This is a genomic window from Rhodohalobacter mucosus (genome assembly GCF_003150675.1).
Taxonomy (GTDB): domain Bacteria; phylum Bacteroidota; class Rhodothermia; order Balneolales; family Balneolaceae; genus Rhodohalobacter; species Rhodohalobacter mucosus.
In genome coordinates, this window is the sequence record NZ_QGGB01000008.1 from 281,164 (window position 1) to 300,466 (window position 19,303).

14 protein-coding genes are annotated in these 19,303 nt (G+C 48.0%); 8 read left to right on the forward strand and 6 right to left on the reverse strand.

Annotated features, from left to right (window positions below; translation table 11 throughout):
* The first annotated feature begins 30 nt into the window (after nucleotides 1-30).
* From DDZ15_RS12395 to queA, 4 genes are all read left to right on the forward strand, one after another.
* Nucleotides 31-2,448 (forward strand): DNA internalization-related competence protein ComEC/Rec2, encoded by a 2,418-nt coding sequence (locus DDZ15_RS12395; RefSeq protein WP_109647414.1) that lies wholly within the window; start codon nucleotides 31-33, stop codon nucleotides 2,446-2,448.
* 102 nt (nucleotides 2,449-2,550) lie between these two features.
* Nucleotides 2,551-2,769 (forward strand): exodeoxyribonuclease VII small subunit, encoded by a 219-nt coding sequence (gene xseB / locus DDZ15_RS12400; protein WP_109647415.1) that lies wholly within the window; start codon nucleotides 2,551-2,553, stop codon nucleotides 2,767-2,769.
* 7 nt (nucleotides 2,770-2,776) lie between these two features.
* On the forward strand, nucleotides 2,777-4,696 hold the full coding sequence (gene dxs, locus DDZ15_RS12405; protein ID WP_109647416.1) for a 1-deoxy-D-xylulose-5-phosphate synthase: 1,920 nt from the start codon (nucleotides 2,777-2,779) through the stop codon (nucleotides 4,694-4,696).
* 88 nt (nucleotides 4,697-4,784) lie between these two features.
* Nucleotides 4,785-5,786, forward strand: coding sequence for a tRNA preQ1(34) S-adenosylmethionine ribosyltransferase-isomerase QueA (gene queA, locus DDZ15_RS12410; protein ID WP_109647417.1), 1,002 nt, complete (start codon nucleotides 4,785-4,787; stop codon nucleotides 5,784-5,786).
* 4 nt (nucleotides 5,787-5,790) lie between these two features.
* Here the strand turns inward: queA and DDZ15_RS12415 are convergent, their stop codons facing one another.
* Nucleotides 5,791-6,837: a 6-bladed beta-propeller gene (locus tag DDZ15_RS12415; protein WP_109647418.1), complete on the reverse strand. Its 1,047-nt coding sequence runs from the start codon at nucleotides 6,835-6,837 to the stop codon at nucleotides 5,791-5,793.
* A 67-nt stretch (nucleotides 6,838-6,904) separates the two neighbouring features.
* Nucleotides 6,905-7,105, reverse strand: a complete 201-nt coding sequence (locus DDZ15_RS12420) for a hypothetical protein (protein WP_109647419.1) — start codon at nucleotides 7,103-7,105, stop codon at nucleotides 6,905-6,907.
* A gap of 102 nt (nucleotides 7,106-7,207) precedes the next feature.
* Here DDZ15_RS12420 and DDZ15_RS12425 point away from each other — a divergent pair, with 102 nt between their 5' ends.
* The gene (locus tag DDZ15_RS12425; protein ID WP_109647420.1) at nucleotides 7,208-7,771 is read left to right on the forward strand and encodes a hypothetical protein; all 564 of its coding nucleotides are present in this window, start codon (nucleotides 7,208-7,210) and stop codon (nucleotides 7,769-7,771) included.
* A gap of 110 nt (nucleotides 7,772-7,881) precedes the next feature.
* Here DDZ15_RS12425 and DDZ15_RS12430 read toward each other — a convergent pair whose 3' ends face one another.
* Together DDZ15_RS12430 and DDZ15_RS12435 are read right to left on the reverse strand one after the other, a co-directional pair.
* The gene (locus DDZ15_RS12430) at nucleotides 7,882-10,788 is read right to left on the reverse strand and encodes a TolB family protein (RefSeq protein ID WP_109647421.1); all 2,907 of its coding nucleotides are present in this window, start codon (nucleotides 10,786-10,788) and stop codon (nucleotides 7,882-7,884) included.
* A gap of 16 nt (nucleotides 10,789-10,804) precedes the next feature.
* A complete protein-coding gene (locus DDZ15_RS12435; protein WP_109647422.1) occupies nucleotides 10,805-12,061 on the reverse strand; it encodes an Nramp family divalent metal transporter in 1,257 nt (418 codons plus the stop codon).
* A gap of 98 nt (nucleotides 12,062-12,159) precedes the next feature.
* Here DDZ15_RS12435 and DDZ15_RS12440 point away from each other — a divergent pair, with 98 nt between their 5' ends.
* The 3 genes from DDZ15_RS12440 (at nucleotide 12,160) to DDZ15_RS12450 (ending at nucleotide 16,781) form a co-directional block, all read left to right on the forward strand.
* Nucleotides 12,160-13,287, forward strand: a complete 1,128-nt coding sequence (locus DDZ15_RS12440) for a baeRF7 domain-containing protein (RefSeq protein WP_109647423.1) — start codon at nucleotides 12,160-12,162, stop codon at nucleotides 13,285-13,287.
* Between the two features lie 228 nt (nucleotides 13,288-13,515).
* Nucleotides 13,516-16,101 carry a M14 family metallopeptidase gene (locus tag DDZ15_RS12445; RefSeq protein WP_109647424.1) on the forward strand — a complete coding sequence of 862 codons (2,586 nt, stop codon included), beginning with the start codon at nucleotides 13,516-13,518 and terminating at the stop codon, nucleotides 16,099-16,101.
* 332 nt (nucleotides 16,102-16,433) lie between these two features.
* On the forward strand, nucleotides 16,434-16,781 hold the full coding sequence (locus DDZ15_RS12450) for a DoxX family protein (RefSeq protein WP_109647425.1): 348 nt from the start codon (nucleotides 16,434-16,436) through the stop codon (nucleotides 16,779-16,781).
* A gap of 65 nt (nucleotides 16,782-16,846) precedes the next feature.
* On the opposite strand, the gene DDZ15_RS12455 is transcribed toward DDZ15_RS12450, so the two are convergent.
* A complete protein-coding gene (locus tag DDZ15_RS12455) occupies nucleotides 16,847-17,737 on the reverse strand; it encodes a F0F1 ATP synthase subunit gamma (RefSeq protein ID WP_109647426.1) in 891 nt (296 codons plus the stop codon).
* On the reverse strand, nucleotides 17,703-19,298 hold the full coding sequence (locus DDZ15_RS12460; RefSeq protein ID WP_109647427.1) for an alternate F1F0 ATPase, F1 subunit alpha: 1,596 nt from the start codon (nucleotides 19,296-19,298) through the stop codon (nucleotides 17,703-17,705). The genes DDZ15_RS12455 and DDZ15_RS12460 overlap by 35 nt, the downstream gene beginning before the upstream one ends.
* Nucleotides 19,299-19,303: the final 5 nt, after the last annotated feature.

Consider the following 19,303-nt stretch of genomic DNA (forward strand, 5'->3'; position numbering starts at 1 on the left):
AGGGAGTTTCGATAACGGGATCATACAGGTATGGGAAGAGATCAAACTTCTACATACCGCTTTCCTTTCGCATCATATCCGGCTGTTAGAATAGCCCTGTTTCTATCTTGCGGCATACTGGCCGGCCGGGTTACCTCCATTCATTACGCAGATGCAGCTATTCTCTTTTTCGGATTATGTGCTGTCTGGCTGTTTATTGAGTTTATTCTATTCAGGTACAGTCCTGCAGGTTCTGTTCTAGCGGCAGTGCCCCTTTACTTTTTATGCATCTTTGCCGCTGGTACTCTTCTCTATTCATTTCAGGAAGAGAAAAAAGAGAGATCAAGTGAAGCAGAAGGCATACTGTCTCTCTATGAAGGAGAAGAAGTAAGAGTGACGGCCAGGGTAGTCGAGATGAGTACACGAAGCAATGGCAGAACTATCCTGGTTTTAAAAGTTTCAAAAACCCATTTCGCCGGATCTCTCGCATGGCAGCAACCCTACAGGGCAAGAGTGTATTCGGATCAGCAGATGAACCTATCGGTCGGTGACGTCGCAGAGCTGTCTGTTCGCGTGTATTCTTTTCCGGAAAAACGCAATCCTCATGAATTTGATTACGGTGGTTGGCTCAGACAGGAGCGCATCTCCATGCACGGAGAGGTAAAATCGGTTAATCAACTTGAATCGTACAGACCGGGCGGTTGGCTTCAATTGAGAAACCGTGTGACTGAAAACGTTGAGCGTCAATTCAGCAAATCTCATATTCCTTTGGCAAAAGCGCTGTTTCTGGGGATGAAACAGGACCTGGACCCCGGTATTAAATCACAATTTTCGCGCTCCGGCCTTTCGCATATCATGGCTGTTTCGGGTCTTCATGTTGGCTTTATTGTTGCCCCGTTCTGGATTCTGGTACCGTTTTTCTGGGGCAGCAGATTTGGGAAAATTTCGGGACTGTTGATTCTTACCTGCCTGTTGACAGGATACGCGGGTCTTACGGGATTTACCGCTTCTGTTTGCCGTGCCTCTTTGATGGCCTGGCTTCTGACTTTCGCAAAGCTGTTTCACAAAATGCGAAATTCCGTGAACCTTACGGCAGGCGCCGCAATTATTCTGTTGTTAGCAGACCCCGGAGAGCTGTTTAATCCGGGTTTTCAGCTTTCATTTTCAGCGGTTTTTGTAATTCTGCTTGTGATGCCGGAAGTGTTGAGGTGTCTGCCATCAGGAATTCGTTTTGGGAGGGTGGCTCCGCTGGTTTCGATTATTACCATTTCAATTGTGGTTCAGCTGGGCCTCTATCCCATATTGGTTAGCTACTTCGGCGAGTTTTCCATTGCAGGCCCCCTTGCCAATGCACTAGTAATACCCGTTCTGTCGATAACCGTTCCTCTTGGCCTGCTCATATCCGTTACCGGTTTTTTTGATACAGGCGATATTGCAGCCGCTGTCCGGACAGTAGAATATTTACTGGACTGGATTCAGTGGGTAGCGTCTGCAATCGGACAGCAGGATGTAAGCTATATCAGGGCAGGATTACCGTCCCGGTTTCTTTTTGCCGTGTGGACTGCAATTGTGCTTTTGGTGGCATCGGCCAGAATACCGTTTTTAAAGTGGAAAATGTTTGTTCTGCTGCTGGTATGCATCAGCCTGACCTACATCGACCTGAATCTTAAAAAGCCGGGTTATCATACAATGGATATTACCTTTCTGGATGTGGGTCAGGCTGACGCGGCTCATATTAAAACTCCGGACAATCGGCATTTGCTGATCGATACGGGCCGTTGGAGTCCCGGCTCAAACAGCGGAGATCGCATTTTAGTGCCGTATTTCAGCCAAATGGGAATACAAAAACTGGACGCGGTTATTCTGACGCACCCGCATGCAGACCATATCGGGGGCATTTCGGCACTTATTGATGCATTTGAGATTGGGATTATATATCAGAGTGACTATGAGTACGATTCAGACCTTTATCGGGAGTATATGCGCAAAGCGCATGAAAAAGATATCCGGGTTGCTACGCCTTTTGGAGGTGAAAGGCTGGAGCTGGATCCGTATATAAAACTTTTTGTGGTTGGACCGCAAAGAAACGATGGGTACTTCTCAAACGCAAATAATCGCTCGCTGGCAGTGAAGCTGGTGTACGGACAGACCTCCGTGCTTTTTACAGGAGACGCCGAGAAAGAGCAGGAAGCGCAGATGGTATCCATATACGGTGATTTTTTGGATGCTGACCTATACCAGGCGGGACATCACGGCAGCAATACAAGCTCGTCAACCGGGTTGCTTCAACATGTTCAACCTGAACATACCGTTGTTTCGCTGGCTTTTGAAAACCGTTTCAGTCATCCCGGCAATGAAACCGTTGAGCGGATTTACAGTATACCAAACACCCAGATAAGCTACACAAGCCTGGAGGGTGCTGTCACGTATTCAACAGATGGCGAGACATTCAAAAAAATGAAATGGTAAATGGTTTGAACAATGATCTGCGGGAACGGCAGATTTACAACTCTGTTTGAAGCTTAGTCAGGATCGGGCTACATTATCTGAATACCCAAAAAAATTAAAAAGATGGCAAAGAAGGAACGACTTGGTTTCGAAGAGGCTTTAAAACGATTGGAAGCTGTTGTCGAGAAACTGAACAATGAAGACATTTCTCTGGAAGAGTCTGTTGCTCTGTACGAAGAGGGAATACAGCTCTCAAAAATATGCACGGAAACACTTGAGAATGCTGCTCTGAAGATTGAACAGATCGATCAGATCAACAGTAATGATCCAAAACAAGCCTGAGATACCTATGAAAGATTATAAACCGAAACCCGGAACACTTCTTGAACATATACGGACACCGGACGATCTGAAAAAATTGGAGCCTGAACAGCTCCAGGAAGTATGTGATCAGCTCAGAGAGTTTATCATCGATACAGTATCGGTTTACGGCGGACATTTTGGCGCCAGCCTGGGTGTTGTAGAGCTTACAGTTGCAATGCATTATGTCTACAATACACCCGGAGACCGGATTGTCTGGGATGTGGGGCATCAGGCGTATGGACACAAGATTCTTACGGGCCGAAGAGAGGATTTTCACACCAATCGAAAGTACAAGGGGATTTCAGGATTTCCGAAACGCAGCGAAAGTGAATACGACACCTTCGGGGTAGGCCACTCCAGCACCTCCATCTCGGCCGGATTGGGTATGGCCATTGCAAGGGACCTGGATCAGTCGGATAGAAAAATAGTTTCCGTTATTGGCGACGGCGCCATGACGGGCGGTATGGCATTTGAAGCACTGAATAATGCGGGAGCTCTTAAGTCGGATATGCTGGTGGTTCTGAATGACAACAATATGTCGATTGACCCGAATGTGGGAGCCCTGAAGGAGTACCTGGCGGAAATCACCACCAGCAAAACCTTCAACAAGATGCGGGACGAAATTTACGACCTGCTCGGTCATTTGAAGGGCGCCGGTGAGAAAATGCGAAAAGTAGCCTCTAAACTTGAAAGAACTGCAGTTGCTGCCATTACACCCGGAGCCCTTTTTCAGGCACTTGGATTTAAATACTATGGCCCGGTGGACGGACATAATGTTGATGCGCTTCGACGCCACCTGGAGGATCTCAGAACCGTATCGGGTCCCAAACTATTGCACATTGTAACAGTAAAAGGAAAGGGATTTGCACCGGCTGAGCGTGAACAAACCAAATGGCACGCACAAAGCAGTCCGTTTGATAAGATTACAGGTAAATCACTCGCGAAAGCCACAACCGGAAAAACTCCTCCGCCCAAGTATCAGGACGTATTCGGAGAAGCGCTGGTGGAACTGGCAGCTAAAAATGAGCAGATTGTTTCGATGACGCCCGCAATGCCCAGCGGCTCCAGCCTCTGGCCCATGATGAATACGTTTCCCGACAGAGCATTTGATGTGGGTATTGCAGAGCAGCATGCGGTAACCTTTGCCGCAGGCCTCGCTACGGAGGGCAAAAAACCCTTTGCTGCACTCTATTCAACATTTTTGCAACGCGCTTATGACCAGGTCATTCACGATGTGGCCATACAGAAATTGCCGGTAGTGTTCTGTATTGACCGGGCCGGACTTGTGGGAGCGGATGGCCCCACTCATCATGGGCTCTATGACGTGGCGTATTTGAGGGCTGTTCCCAATATGATTGTATCGTCCCCCATGGACGAACAGGAGCTTCGCGATATGATGTACACAGCTTCAGAATACGACGAAGCGGCCTGGGCAATCCGGTACCCGAGGGGTAGATCAACCGGTATGGACCTGCGCGACGGATTTGAGAAAACGGACATTGGCAAAGGACGTATCATCAGGGAGGGCGATAAAGTTGCTGTTTTGAGTTTTGGACCGATAGGCAATTACGTTACTGAAGCCACAGAGGCTTTGATGGATGACGGTATTGATATCGGGCACTTTGATATGCGCTACGCTAAACCACTGGATACGGAGATGATCGATTATGTTCTGGAACACTATGAACATATCATTACACTGGAAGACGGTACCTGTTTGGGCGGGTTCGGCTCGGCCGTGGCTGAGTATGTAGCCGGGAAAGGAGTCGCTGTTCCTGTTAAGATTATGGGCGTACCCGATGCGATTATAGAGCACGGAACGCAGCGTGAGCTTCATGATGAAGTAGGTATTGGTCCTGCCGGAATCGTGGAAAATGTTAAGAAGTCGCTGGGAATATTAGTATAACATACCGTCCATGATTCCATGCCAAACCGATAAGTCTGCCATTGAGCGGTGTACCGGAATTTGTTCACATATTTAAACCGGGCCTGTTGTGCAGTTCACTCTATCTGACTTTGACTATCATCTCCCTGAAGAGCTCATAGCGCAAAAGCCTGCGGAACCCCGCGATCATTCCAGGCTTCTTGTATACAATCGCTCAACCGAAAAAATCACAGACGACCACTTCTATAACATTGGGGATCACCTGCCCCAAGAGACATCCCTGGTAGTAAATAACAGTCGGGTTGAGAAATGCAGGCTGCTCTTCAACAAAGGCAGAATTGAAATTTTTGTTATTAAAGCGGTGGACGACCGGGTGGTAGAGGCGATGGTACGTCCCGGGAAAAAGTTTAAAAAGGGGAAGACGGTTGAGCTGCCCGGCGGCATCACGGCTTCAACCATCGACATCGCGGAAGACGGGATCCGAACCCTGAAGCTGAGTCATTCGATCGATCATCCATTGCTCGAACCCTACCGGCACACACCGTTCCCTCCGTATATTGAACGGGATGAATCGCTGGCAGAACGCTATCAGACGGTGTATGCAAAAGATGAAGGGAGCAAGGCAGCCCCCACTGCGGGCCTCCATTTTACTCCGGCCCTGTTGAAAACGCTGAGCGACCGGGGTATTGAAAAGAAAGAAGTGACGCTGCATGTTGGCCTGGGCACATTTGCGCCGGTGAAGAGTGAAAAAATCGAGGAACACATCATGCACAGCGAATGGTATCAGGTTACCGCTGAGCAGGCAGAAGCGCTGAACCGGTCGAAAAGCATCACAGCGGTGGGTACCACCTGCGTACGGGTTCTGGAATCAGCGCCCAAAAAGAACGGCATGTTCATCGCTTCATCTGGAGAAACCGACATTTTCATTACACCCGGTTACACGTTTACATCTGTTGATCATCTCATTACCAATTTTCACCTTCCGAAAAGTACGCTGCTGATGCTGATTGCGGCATTTACAGGTTTCGATGAGATGCAAAAGATTTATGAGCACGCCATACGAGAGAAGTACCGTTTTTATTCATTCGGCGATGCGATGTTATTGCTGTAATGAATTAGATTGGCCAGGACATTTTAACTACAACGCCATCCATTCGGCTGCCCAGATAAATGTCGGCTCCGTCATGAGAAACGGCAATAAGATCCGGATTGAAATTATCTGTTTCGGGAAGATATGCAGACACGACTCTATCACCCTGATTGGAAACCCAAACCACCGTGGAGGCGCGTTCCGGAATGGTGTTCATAAGCAGGAATACTCCTGAATCAGCTGCGGTAATGTCTGAAGCGTGTTGAATCATATACATATTTCGCATGCCCCGATCTGCAAATGATTGATTTATTTCGATAAATCTATCAAAGATACCTTCAGTTGCAGGGATATCAGACAAGTTAACTTCCCATAATAACTCTTGAGAGTGTGAATATTTTTGTAATACAGCCGTAGCTTGCTGAAAAGAAAATAAACCGCTTTCATTGCTGCTCAAAATGAGGCGATTGATCATGGTTGGAGGGATTTTACCGGAGAGAATTTCCTGCTGGCTTCTGTCAAAATCAAAATCGTAGTCATCACCCATAAGCGATTCCCCCAATAACACAGTTGAATTATTCTGGAGGGTAATTCTTCTGATTAATGACCCCTCAAAACCGTTAGCGGGCACATAAATTTCGTTCTCCGTAAGCAATGACATAGACAGCGGCATCGCCTCCAAATCCAAAGGTGTCTCTTTAACAAACAAGCCGTCCGTGTTGTAATGGATTAATTTTCCACTGTTCCGATCATATGCAATGTATTGATCGTTTTTTTTCCATAAACCCGCAATATATCTGAACTCGCCGGGTCCGTCTCCCTCACTGCCAAATCGCAGAGTTTCTTCACCGTTATCATCAAAAAGAAAAACGGATTGGGCTGAATAATCATACAGAATTAATCCTGAGTTGGAATAATGCAGGTTTGCCGGCTGACCAATTTGGTCGTGGCTTTCAGCTGATAGCAGCGTCGTAACTTCAGCAAAATTGACCTCTTCAAACTGAACTGTTTCTGAATCGTCAGGTTGACAGGCAAATAGACAAATCAGAAAAAGAGGATAAAAGCGACTCATAAACTATCTTTTTAGTTAAAGAAAGAAGTATAGCTTTTATGAAGTCAAAGACCAAATAAAGAGAGGTTTACCCGTACTGATTTTTATAGGCAGTCGTTATTTTCCGGTTCATGTGGCGTTTGTAGTTTTCATACTCATAACGGCGTATGGTGAACCCGGAGTGGTAGGTGCCGTCATTGCAGTCCACATGAAGTTTGAGCGGGTTTTCGGTTTCGGTAATTACAACACGGATGTTGCCCAGATTATACGATTCTACTTCCTTGCTCATTGGTTTATGGCGTATGGGTTTAATTCGGGTCCAAAGATACGTTTTTTGGTTTTAATGATCCGATTTGTGAATTTGGAGCCCTTTTCATAACCAATAAAATTCATGAAACATTTTCTTTTACTTCTGTTTTCACTGTCACTTCTCTGTGCCTGCAGAAATGGAGGTGATGACCCGGGGGATCAAACATCCCATGAAGCTTTTTTTGAAGCACTTTCAGCACAGTGCGGATCTGTTTATACCGGTGAATCAACCTATCCCGAAGACGAAGATCATCCCCTTGTAGGGACCGAACTCCGGGTTGAGATCACTGATTGCAGCGATTCGCATGTAAGAATGGACCTCATAAGGGATGGAGACTACTGGCACGGTGCATGGGTGGTTGAAATGAGGGAAGAGGGACTGCATTTGTATCACGATCATTTGGGTGAGTCGAGAACAATGCAAGATCTGGGAGAAGAGGATTTTCACGGATACGGAGGGTATGCGGATGAAACCGGCGGCTCCCTGACACAGTATTTTCCGGCAGATGATGTTACTGCGGAGATGATACCGGCTGCGGCTTCCAATGTATGGATGATATCGCTGAATCCGGATGAAAAACAGATTATCTATTATCTGGAGCGCAATGAGGTTCCAAGATTCCGGGCCGTGTTTACGAAGGGCTAATTATCGTCAGTTCGAGATAAGGAAATGAACTGAAAAAATCCCCCTATCCCTGTAGGGATCCCCTCGGCAAGCTCACGTTAATTACCATAGCCGTCCAATTGATAGCTTCTCTAAAATGAGCCTGCCTGAAAGCTGAAGCGATTGCGTGTAGGCTCCCATCCAATCGATATGCCCACATCAAAGGCAAGATTGCTCAACCGGAAGCGGCTTCGGATACCTGCACCATATACAGACCGGCTTCCCTCCAGAAGCGATGGACTTTCAAGGTCGGAAAGGGTTTGATGAAAAAGAACGAAATAGAGATTGGAGAGATAAACCGGAAGAAGCACACCTCCTTCGTCAGGATAAGTAATCGGAATTGTATAACGGGTATCAAAAATGCCCACATTATTGGCACTGCCAAGGGCATTAAATGAGAAGGAGTCTGTGAAGAGCGAGGGAGTATTAAAAACGGGCACATCCGTTTGGGAAATCACCTGTGCCGTGAGCCTCAGCGATTGGTTCCAGCGACGGAGAGGTGATACAAAGGTAGAAACGCCGGCCCGTATTCCCCTGCGGTCGGTGAGGTTGGCTGTGACGGAGAATTCACGGGTTGTAACCGGAAGTTCGCTGTCGTTTAAACCGTAACGGGACTCCGTAAAAAATACCCATCCTGCATTTGGCTGAAGGTCACGGGTAAACTGTCTGAGCCGGTAATTGAGCACCGTTCGAAGGCCCAGGGTATGACGCGTTCCAAACAGCGAATAGGAGGTGTAAGGGGACTGCGGATCCAAAAACCGTAGTTGAGACAGAAAATATTGTGGCTCTATGGTGAAGGAGCTGAACCGGGCATTGCTTTGGAGCCGCACACGGAACGGTATTTTTACAGCGGCTCCTCTCGATTGCTGCAAAAACGTGCGGGTAAATTCCTGATCCTCCTGTACAATCCTGAAGGTAGGCAATGACGGCCGGTTAAATACTTCTATCTGATACCCGGGATAAAACCCCTTGTGACGATAGGTAAGATCGTACCAGAATCGGTTTCTGTAAACGAATGACTCCAGCGAGTACGAACGGGTGCTCATGAGGTTGGTTCCCTCCAGCGTAACTCCGTACCGGGCTTTATCATTGTTGTTCTGTTCGAATGTGGGAACCCATAGTCTGGGCTTCAGCCAGGAGATGCCCGTAATAAACTTTGTTGATGTCCAGCCGGCTGATACCGAATCGGGAATCTCTTCCCGGTTCATCAGATTCCGGTTCAATAAAGAGGGTACAGTACGGTAGGTGTTTTCGGAAACCGACTGATCCGCCGATTCACTCAGGTCCAGAATTTTAATAACCTGTTCGTTTCGGTGTTGGGCTACATAAGCGATTTTGTTTCCATCGGGTGAATAAGAGGGCTCAAAAGCATTATAGAGGCTTTGGGTGATCTGCGTTGCCTCTTTGCCGGATATGGTATACTCATACACGTTCATGATTCCGGTATGGTCGCTTACAAAAAGGAGTCTGTCACCATCTGAATGCCAATGCAGATCGAACACGGAGCCGCTTTCAAACGCAATGTCAGGATTTTTTTCAAAGGGAGGCTCTGATGATCCTGGCCGGTAAAACCAGACGGCCTGAACACCGTTCTTTCTTCCGATAAGGGCCATCATATCGGGATTCTCCGGATTTACGGCAATATCAATTACACTTGTTTCAGGGTCGGAATCAAACCGCTGTATAAGCGTACCTTTATCCGGGTCAATGCGGACAAGAATCTGCCGCTGCCCCTCTGTTTTAGCTGCATAAAGATGCTCACCGACAATCGAGGGGGTGAAGAGCCTCATGTTGCTGGTCAGCCGTTCCGAGCTGCCGGTCGTTACGTCAAGTCTATGAAGATCACCCTTGAATACGTTGTCATAAAGCGGATCGGTGTGATATCGTGAGTAAATCACATTTCTGCGGCCGGCCTCAAGAACGTACTCTGCATTCTCAGTCAGTACCACCTCCTGAAGCAGGTTCAGACGGGCATTTTCGGTATGATAGGTATAAAAACCGGATGGCCTGTTGCAGGAACGGCTGTAAAACAACACAGAACTGTTATCGATCCAGGCTGGGCGCTGCATTCGACGGCAGGTAGCACTGAAAGGAATTTGGAATGACATGGAATCGGTTTCTCCGGAGAGTGAGGAGAGACGGTTCTCTTCTTCCGATTCCATTTGCAGGGAAAAGTCCCTGAACAAGGCCCGTGGCCATTTACCCGTCACCGATTTAAGCGGCACGCCAAAACCAAGAAAGGGATACTTATAGTGTATCCTAACAGCCTCTTTGAATGTATCATCGCCGTAGCTATTCAGCAGCCAGTTTACGAACTGATATCCTCCGTTGTAGTGCCGGTTGAAGGGTATGGTAAAATCGGATATGTGCACCAGCTGGCCCATTGACCACTCTTCTTTACTGCCCAGCAATGCATGGTACTGGTTATTGAAATAGGGGTAGTTTCCCCTGCCCGATTCCGGTATTGTGCCGTGAGACTCATGCTGAACCGCAATACCCTCCAGAAAACCGGCGGGGACAGCGCCATGCACCGATCTTCTCATATCGGGTGAAAACAAACCCAGCACACGGGTAACGGCCGGTGGGTTTACAGAAAAATGAAGCGCGTGTACAAGTTCATGCGGAAGTACAGACTCAAGCCAGTCGCCTGATCGCGGGCTTAAAGCCTTACCCCGGATGGGTGCAATTTCCACTTCAGACCGGTAGTTGAAGGAGGTTACAAAGCCGTTAGAGCGGTCGTTCTCAGGATTCAGAATCAGAGGGAACCGTTCCAGGTTTCCACCGATCAGCTCGCGTACATCACTATATTCAGCTTCCAGTATAGACAGTGACCGAAACGCTTCGCTTCTGTAACGTTCGGGATAGATAATGCGGAAATGGTCCGATTTTAATTCCATCCAGTTTTGACCCGGAACACGGTACTTGGTGGAATAGAACTGTCCGAATGCAGGCAGTGTAACGATGGCAGTAAGGATGAACAGGGTGATAAATCTCTTCATGGTATGTTGATAAACGTCAAATCAAAACGGTCCAGTATATGTAAATGAACGCAAAAAGGGTGAGAAATAGAATACCGAAGATGCTCAGCCGGCTCAGCCAGGGTTTGGGCCTGAATTCATCGGGAATATCCGGGTGATGGATTAGTTTATGGTTCATGTACGCAAGAACAGGCGCGGTCAGGAAAGAAAGTGTTGTGGCCAGATCGATGAGCAGTCTGAATTGGTCGCCCAGCAGAACCAAAAAAAGAAACGAGCCGGCGCTGATGAGCGGCAAGAGTATTCTGTAAATACGGTTATTTGATGTTTCGGTTTGCGGTTTCAGCACATTCAGGATATGCGTGAGAACCCGCGGATAGGTATCGGTGACTGTGAGGGTGGTGCTGAACATGGTGGTAAAAGCGCAGATTACGATTACGATGCCCGACCAGTCACCCAGAGCCAATGTGTAAAGGTTCAGAAACTGATTGGAAAAAGCTGCAGCACTGGAGGCGTACGATTCGCCGGAGCCGTACATGATAAGGGCGCCAAGAGCCAGGAAAAAAAGTGCGATCAAGGCGGCTCCGATATAGCCCAGGTTGAAATCAAACCGGACCTCACTCAGTTTTGGCTTGTATCCGGTAAGCTTCATCTTCTCAACGGTCCATATAGAGTGCCAGGCCGCTGCATCGATGGGTATGGGCATCCAACCCATCAGGGCGATCAAAAAAGCTACGCCCGATACAGTCCAGATATCCGGTGGGATAAAACCGGGTTCCGCCTGATATCCGGTGATGGAGAAGGCTGCAACCACGGCTATGATTGTAGAAAGTGCAAAAATGACCATCAGTGCCTTAATCAAAGAGTCGAAAAAGGAGAATCGGTTCTGAATAAGCAGAAGCACACACACAATCAACACGATGCCGCTCCAGGCAATTACAGGTAAATCAATGCCGGTAAGGTTGCTGGCAAGGCTTCCTGTAACTATGGTTACCGCAGCATGGATAGCGAACATGGTGAGAAGCGTGAACAGAACAAACACCCATAAAGCGGCCTTCCCCAGCTTAGCATAACCGCGGATCATGTTTTGGCCGGTGGCCAGCGCGTAACGGGGGCCGAACTCCAAAAAAGGATATTTAAAAAGATTGGCAAGCAGAACAGCCCAGACGAGTGCAAAACCGTACTCGGCTCCAGCCCGGGTAGATTGTACCAGATGAGACACGCCGATCGCCGCGGCTGCCATAATGATGCCTGGACCGAGCGTTTTTCTTATTCCGTGCCAGCCAGATAGATCCATATTTATTTTAAAACTCTTCGAAATTGGAACCTTTATATAGATAAAATTTTTTAGTTTTTATAGTAGAGAAATTAATAACCCGCAAAGATGAGGTTAGGATGGTAAGTGAAAAAAAAATACGCAAACTCATTAACAGCAGCGGAGATACGCTGGTCACCATAACGATGCCCACGCATAGGAGTGGAGAGGAGTCCAAACAGGATCCCATCCGCTTTAAAAATCTGATTAACGAAGCTGCAGAAAAGCTCAAAAAGAAAGGAGTAAAGGAGAATGATGTAAACCGATTGCTCGGAGAGGCGAAAGATCTGCTTGATCAACCCTTATTCTGGTCGCATACCGACCATAGCCTTGCAGCCTATATCAGTGAAGATGGCTTTGAGTATTTCAGACTGCCGTACACACTCGAGAGCATGGTCTATCTGAATGATCATTTTATGATCACTCCGCTGCTGCCTATGATGAGTATGGACGGAACCTTCTGCGTGCTGGCAGTAAGCAGGCAAAACGCGCGATTGCTTCAGTGCACCCGAAATGATGTAGAAGATATTACGCCCCAAGATGTATCTACATCTGTTGATGACTACCTTGAAGTAGAACCTGAAAAACAGCTGCAGTTTCACTCGGGAGCGCAAAGACAAAGAGCCATGTTTTTCGGCCACAATGCCAATGAGGAAGACAAAATGGTAGTTGTGGAACAGTTTATGCGGGAATTCGAGAAGAGTGTTACCCCGGTAATGCGCGAACGAAATGATCCGCTGGTTTTGGTGGGGCTGAAAGAAAACGTTTCCCTATACAAAAAGGTAAATAACTACAGAAGGCTCGTTGACGATATGGTTGTGCACAACCCTGATGAACTGCAGGATCAGGAGCTGCGCGACAGAGGATGGGAGATAATTCAGAGGCACTTTCTGAAAGATATGTATAACTCCCTGGAACAGTTCTCTGAAAAAGTGAAGGAGAAGGTTTCAAATAATCTGAGCGAAATAGCGGAATCTACCGTAATGGGGCGGACCGAAACCATTTTTATCTCGCATGATGAGAAAAAATGGGGTGTTTATGATGAGGACAACCATACGGTTCACTACAGCAGCACGCCGGGAAGTGAAGATGTGGAACTTCTGAACTGGCTCGCTATCACCGGTTATAAAAACGGGAGCAAAGTCTATACCCTTCCCAAGGAAGAGATGCCGATGCGCTCCATGGTTGCCGCAGAATACCGGTTTTGACAGGGCGAATAATTCTGAAAATACAGTGCAGGCACCATTCGTCAGAGTGGTGCCTTTTTTAATGTAAGCGCCGGTTGAAATGTTGAGGCCGGGGCAACCTTGTTGGTTTGCGACAATATTTTAAAATCTGTAACACTCAGCCCAACCATTTCACAGATTGTGCTGAAATGATTACTATTCAGCCTCCAAAATGAAATACACCAATATTCACATTATACATAAACCCGGATGAAATCTACCCTACTATCCACGATACTCTGGCTTCTTTTCCCAGCATTTATCTATTCTCAGGTACAGCTCGACTACTATTTGCCTGAAGGCGTTGAGTATGATCCAGAAATCCCGACACCCGAAGAGGTGGTTGGCCATCAGGTGGGAGAGTGGCATATTACACATGATAAACTTGTGTATTACATGCGCGCCCTTGCGGATGCATCAGATCGTGTATCCATTCAGGAATATGCCTACACCTATGAAGATCGACCGCTGCTTCTGCTGACCATTACAACACCCGAAAACCATCGGTCTATCGATCGCATAAAGGAGAATCACAGGCTGCTCAGGGATCCCGACCAGTCAGCGAATCTTGACCTGGAGAGAATGCCCGTTATCGTCAATATGGGTTTCAGCGTTCACGGAAATGAACCAAGCGGTGCAAATGCATCCCTGCTTACCGCGTATCATTTTGCAGCGGCCCAGGGCCCCGAAATTGAAGAGATGCTTAGCAATATGGTGATACTTGTCGACCCCTCACTGAACCCTGACGGACTTCAGCGTTTTTCAACATGGGTGAATATGCACAAGAGCCATACGATAAATCCAGACCCTAATTCAAGGGAGTACAATGAAGTATGGCCTAACGGGCGCACAAATCACTATTGGTTTGACCTTAACCGTGACTGGATGCCTGTGGTTCATCCGGAAAGCCGCGGGCGCGTTAGCATGTACCAGGAGTGGAGGCCGCATGTTCTGACCGATCACCACGAAATGGGCACCAATGCTACGTTTTTCTTTCAGCCGGGAATACCGTCGCGTACACACCCCCTTACTCCGCAGAGAAATCAGAATCTGACGGCAGCTATCGGTGAGTTTCACGCGGAAGCGCTGAATGAAATCCAGTCTCTCTATTACAGCAAGGAGTCTTTTGATGATTTTTACTACGGTAAAGGATCCACTTACCCGGATATCTTTGGTACCATCGGTATTCTTTTTGAGCAAGCCAGTTCGCGCGGGCATGCCCAGGAGAGCGTAAACGGGGTAATAGATTTTCCATTTACCGTTCGCAATCAGTTTGTAACCTCTCTTTCGACCGCTAAAGCGGCTTACGAGCTCAGAATGGCACTTCATGACAATATGAGGGAACATTACAGGGAAGTACGTCAGGAAGCAGCACGGAGTGACATCAAAGCGATTGTGGTTGGCGATGCACACGATAATGGAAAAAATTATCACCTGGCCGATATGCTGGCACATCACAGCGTAGAGCTGTATGAGCTGGCACAGGATGCAGAGTTTGACGGCAAGGAGTTCAAGCAGGGCATGGCGTGGGTTATTCCGACGGACCAACCGGAATACAAGTTTATAGAAGCGATGTTTGAACGCAGAACGGAATTTACCGACAGCCTTTTTTATGATGTTTCAACGTGGACCCTGCCATTTGCCTTCAATATGCCGTTTGCGGAGCTGAATCAGCGCCAGTTCAGCCAGGATCTTCTCGGCAGTCTGGTTGCGGAACCGCAAATGCCGGAAGGAGCGATTGTTGGGGGACGAAGCAGTTATGCCTATGCTTTTGAGTGGGATGAATATTACGCCCCGCGTGCGCTTTACAGATTGCAGAAAATGGGTGTACGAACCAAGGTGGCTGCCCGCCCGTTTCAGTCGGTGACAACATCCGGCGTTAAAGAATTTGACTATGGCACCATATTGATCCCGCTCGGCATTCAGGATGTGGACGAAACTGAAATTTTCAGAACACTTCAAACATCCGCCGGTGAGGATGCTGTAACGTACTACAATCTCCAGACCGGGCTTTCTGCATCCGGTATTGACCTGGGAAGCCCGAATATGGACAATATCGAGAAACCGTCTGTAGCCATACTGGTGGGAGGCGGCATCAGCAACCTGGAAGTGGGAGAAATCTGGCATCTGTTTGATCAGCGGTACAAAATGCCACTCACGCTTCTTGAAAAAGATGATGTGGGAGGAGCCGATTTGTCGCGCTACAATACGCTCGTGATGGTAACCGGCGGGTACGGCGACCTTTCGGATCGTGCCAAGGTTGAGATTAAGGAGTGGGTAAGAAACGGAGGAACGCTGATTGCACAACGCGGAGCAGTGAACTGGGCACGAAGTGAAGGCCTGGCGGACGTTGAACCGGTCACAAGTGATGACGAAGAGGAACCCTCAAGAGATCAGCTGCCCTATGCAGATTTATCGAACATAAGGGGAGCCCAGGTAATCGGCGGATCCATTTTTAATGCTCACCTGGATGTAACCAATCCTATGGGATATGGCTATAACACGGCAAACATGCATGTGTTCAGAAGTACAACCAGTTTTATCCAAAAAACCACCAACAGCTTTGCCACACCGCTGTATTTAACCAATGATCCCCTTGCGAGCGGATATATTTCGGATGATAATCTGGAGCGAATCGGTGATACAGCTTCCATCGTGGTAAGCGGATATGGAAGGGGCCGGGTCATCAGCCTGATTGACAATCCCAATTTCCGCGCTTTCTGGTATGGAACCAATAAGCTTTTTGCGAACGCGGTTTTCTTTGGAAGAAATATCAGTGGTGCTGCGGCCAATTAATTGACCGAACATACGATATGCGATTTGTGTGAACCGCTGCGCGGAACATGTATCAATTATATCTTTACAGTAACGGACTGAATTTTAAAAACCGGAATCCTTAACCGGGATCTCCGGTTTTTTTGTTTTAACGTCAGTTCGGGATAAGCAATTGAACCGGAAAAGTCCCCCTTCACCCGCTGGGATCCCCTTGGGGGTGAGCGTTGATTTTACTACGAACAACCCTTCCCGACTAAGGAGGTAATCCCCTCAAGGGAAGTCCACTATTGCTCTCCGTCAGCCGACGGAAGGACACTCTGCAACAAGCTCTTATGTCGAACTGAGGTTATTTTATGGACCCATTAAAGCTGACATTCTCAATCCTTTTTATTGCAGCCGGATTGTTTCACTTTCTGCGTCCGCAGCTTTTCGTAAAAATAATGCCCCCATGGGTTCCTTGGCACCGGTTTATGGTATTTTTCAGCGGGTTTCTGGAAATCCTTTTCGGGGTGATGCTGCTTGTACCTTCTACATCGGCAATCGGTGCATGGGGGTTGATTGCAGTGCTGATCGGAGTATTTCCGGCCAATATCCATATGGCGGTCAACTCAGATCAGTTTCCGGAGATACCGGCCTGGCTCCTGTGGCTTCGACTGCCAATGCAGCTGGTATTGATCGGCTGGGCATGGATTTATGTATAAAAAGCAGCAAAGAACAGACTCTAAAAGTCTCAGGAAGAACGACATTGCACGGGCCGCCCGGGTTTTCAGGAGCCTTCGCGGGATACAACCGCTTCAAATCCTGCCATTATATCAAGCAGCTCACCTGTGATCGATCTCTGTCTCTGCTGCGTGTACTCTTTGTTCAGATCGTGCAGCCGCTCATCTATTTTGACCTCGGCGCGCTGCATAGCAGAGAGGCGGCTGCTGTACTCTGCGGTGAGCGACTGTGCAACGGCCCTGTACAATGATTCGAAGAAATACTGGCGGAGAAGCGACATAAATAGCTTTCTGGAGTCGATGGTAAAAGCGGGAATGTTGTTCGTTGGCCACTCTTTATTGACCAGCCGGTTAAGCCAGGCCCTGTTCAGCGGAAGGAGATTCTGTGTAACCGGCTCATATCCTTTTCTGGAAAGAGGTTCGTGGTAAAACATTTTTACCGTTTTCACATTTTGGCTTGATTGCCACTCCTCAATGGCCGACAGAAGCTCCAGAACCATAGCGTTTATTCCGCTGACGGAGCCCGGCATCTGAAATATCTGATCAGGCCGCAGGTTTCTTTGTTCCATATACGCCGCAAGGCGCTCACCAAGAACGAGAATATGAGAGCTTTCAAGGATCTCTTTTTCGGTTTTCTCAACTGTATAGGCCAGAATGGACTCGTCGAAAGGGCCGCAGAGGGCCTGGCCCGACCCCATGATAATCAGTCCGGTGGAAGCGTGACGATCGGTCGTTATAAATGGCTGCACCTCGCTGAAAGACTGCTTTAGCACCGCCTGCAGGGCCAGTTCAAGGGTGTTGTGGTAATTGTTAATGGAATCGACCGAACGCTCGAACTGTGTGATTTCAACTGCAGCCATCACCTTCATGGTCCTCACAATCGACTGAATATCTTCCGCATTTTTAATCTTGCGCTGAAGCTGTTCCAGTTTCTGCATCCGGCTCCTCCGTCTCTTTTTCTCCTTCTCCTTCCTCTTTTTCTTCTTTGAATGTTTGAATGGCGTTTTGTGCTATACCCAACAGCCGCTCACGCTCTTTGTCCTTTAATTCTTTATCCCAGTTGATCGATATATCCGATTTTTCCATCTCACTCTGCACAGCCTGGCGGATCCTGTTTTTGGCCTCTTCAATCTCATCCAGGTGAAGGTTGTCGAAAAGGCCCTGTGTGACGGCCAGAAGCAGTACCACCTGCTCATCTACCCGCAGGGGATCGAATTGGGGCTGCTTCAGCGTTTCCCTTATCCGCTTTCCACGTTCTATCAACTGCCGGGTACTTTCATCGAGCCGTGAACTAAATCGCGAAAACGCCTCCATCTCTTCAAATTGTGAATAGGCGAGCCGAAGCTTTTTGGAAACCGATCGATAGGCCGGAAGCTGTGCCGATCCTCCCACCCGGGATACGGAGTTCCCTGCATCGATTGCGGGCAGAACATCTTTTCTGAAAAGCTCAGGAGAAAGATAAATCTGTCCGTCCGTAATGGATATCAGATTTGTGGGAATAAATGCAGAGATATTCTGGGCCTGGGTTTCAATGATTGGCAGCGCTGTAAGGGACCCTCCGCCATGCTCGGGCTTCAGCTTTGTAGACCGCTCCAGAAGCCTGGAGTGGATGTAAAAAATATCACCGGGGTAGGCCTCTCGTCCCGGCGGACGCCGCAGCAGCAGGGCCAGTTCACGATAAGCGCGTGCATGCCAGGTAAGGTCGTCATATACGATAAGCACATCGCGGCCCCGCTCCATAAAATATTCTGCAATGCTGGTGGCCGCATAAGGAGCGATATATTGCAAGCCCACAGGGTCTTCACTTGTTGCCGAAAGAACGATGGTATAATCCATTGCATTCCGTTTTCGAAGATCGGCAATGACACGGGCAACGGCCGCTTTCTGTTTTCCGATTCCGCAGTAAATACAGATCACGTCCTTATCGTATTGGTTGATAATGGTGTCTACGGCAATGGCTGTTTTTCCTGTCTGCCTGTCACCCAGAATGAGCTCTCTCTGCCCACGTCCGATCGGAAAAAGTGCGTCGATGGTAATAACGCCCGTTTGAAGAGGCGTTTGAACCGGTGCACGGTGCATAATCGGCGGTGCGGGTCGCTCAATTGCCAGATGTTTATTGGAATAGAGCTTCTTTCCGCCATCCAAAGGCCGCCCAATTGGATCTATGACTCTGCCCAAAATGGATTCGCTTACGGGAATGCTTACAATACTACCGGTTCTGTACACTTCGTCGCCGGCATCAATTTTTTTTTCTTCGTCGAGAAGAATAATACCGCACTCATTTTGATCCAGGTTATAAACAAATCCGGGCATGCCGTTCGAGAAACGGACCAGTTCGTCAATGCCTGCATTGGGTAAACCCCGTACCTTTACAAATCCCTCGCCAACGGATATAACGGTACCAAATTCCCGGAGCTGCAGTTCTTCCTTCTGCCTGAGTGAACGGCTCAGGCGCTTAATGGTTTTTTCTGCTACAGATGTGACGGAGGGAGTTTTCATAAAGC

What these genes read in the sequence shown, in the direction of transcription:
- dxs (WP_109647416.1), top strand. Translation starts at nt 2,777, where the DNA reads ATGAAAGATTATAAACCGAAACCCGGAACACTTCTTGAACATATACGG.
- DDZ15_RS12440 (WP_109647423.1), top strand. Translation starts at nt 12,160, where the DNA reads ATGGTAAGTGAAAAAAAAATACGCAAACTCATTAACAGCAGCGGAGAT.
- DDZ15_RS12435 (WP_109647422.1), bottom strand. Translation starts at nt 12,061, where the DNA reads ATGGATCTATCTGGCTGGCACGGAATAAGAAAAACGCTCGGTCCAGGC.
- DDZ15_RS12460 (WP_109647427.1), bottom strand. Translation starts at nt 19,298, where the DNA reads ATGAAAACTCCCTCCGTCACATCTGTAGCAGAAAAAACCATTAAGCGC.
- DDZ15_RS12445 (WP_109647424.1), top strand. Translation starts at nt 13,516, where the DNA reads ATGAAATCTACCCTACTATCCACGATACTCTGGCTTCTTTTCCCAGCA.
- DDZ15_RS12455 (WP_109647426.1), bottom strand. Translation starts at nt 17,737, where the DNA reads ATGCAGAAACTGGAACAGCTTCAGCGCAAGATTAAAAATGCGGAAGAT.
- DDZ15_RS12420 (WP_109647419.1), bottom strand. Translation starts at nt 7,105, where the DNA reads ATGAGCAAGGAAGTAGAATCGTATAATCTGGGCAACATCCGTGTTGTA.
- DDZ15_RS12415 (WP_109647418.1), bottom strand. Translation starts at nt 6,837, where the DNA reads ATGAGTCGCTTTTATCCTCTTTTTCTGATTTGTCTATTTGCCTGTCAA.
- DDZ15_RS12425 (WP_109647420.1), top strand. Translation starts at nt 7,208, where the DNA reads ATGAAACATTTTCTTTTACTTCTGTTTTCACTGTCACTTCTCTGTGCC.
- DDZ15_RS12430 (WP_109647421.1), bottom strand. Translation starts at nt 10,788, where the DNA reads ATGAAGAGATTTATCACCCTGTTCATCCTTACTGCCATCGTTACACTG.
- DDZ15_RS12395 (WP_109647414.1), top strand. Translation starts at nt 31, where the DNA reads ATGGGAAGAGATCAAACTTCTACATACCGCTTTCCTTTCGCATCATAT.
- DDZ15_RS12450 (WP_109647425.1), top strand. Translation starts at nt 16,434, where the DNA reads ATGGACCCATTAAAGCTGACATTCTCAATCCTTTTTATTGCAGCCGGA.
- xseB (WP_109647415.1), top strand. Translation starts at nt 2,551, where the DNA reads ATGGCAAAGAAGGAACGACTTGGTTTCGAAGAGGCTTTAAAACGATTG.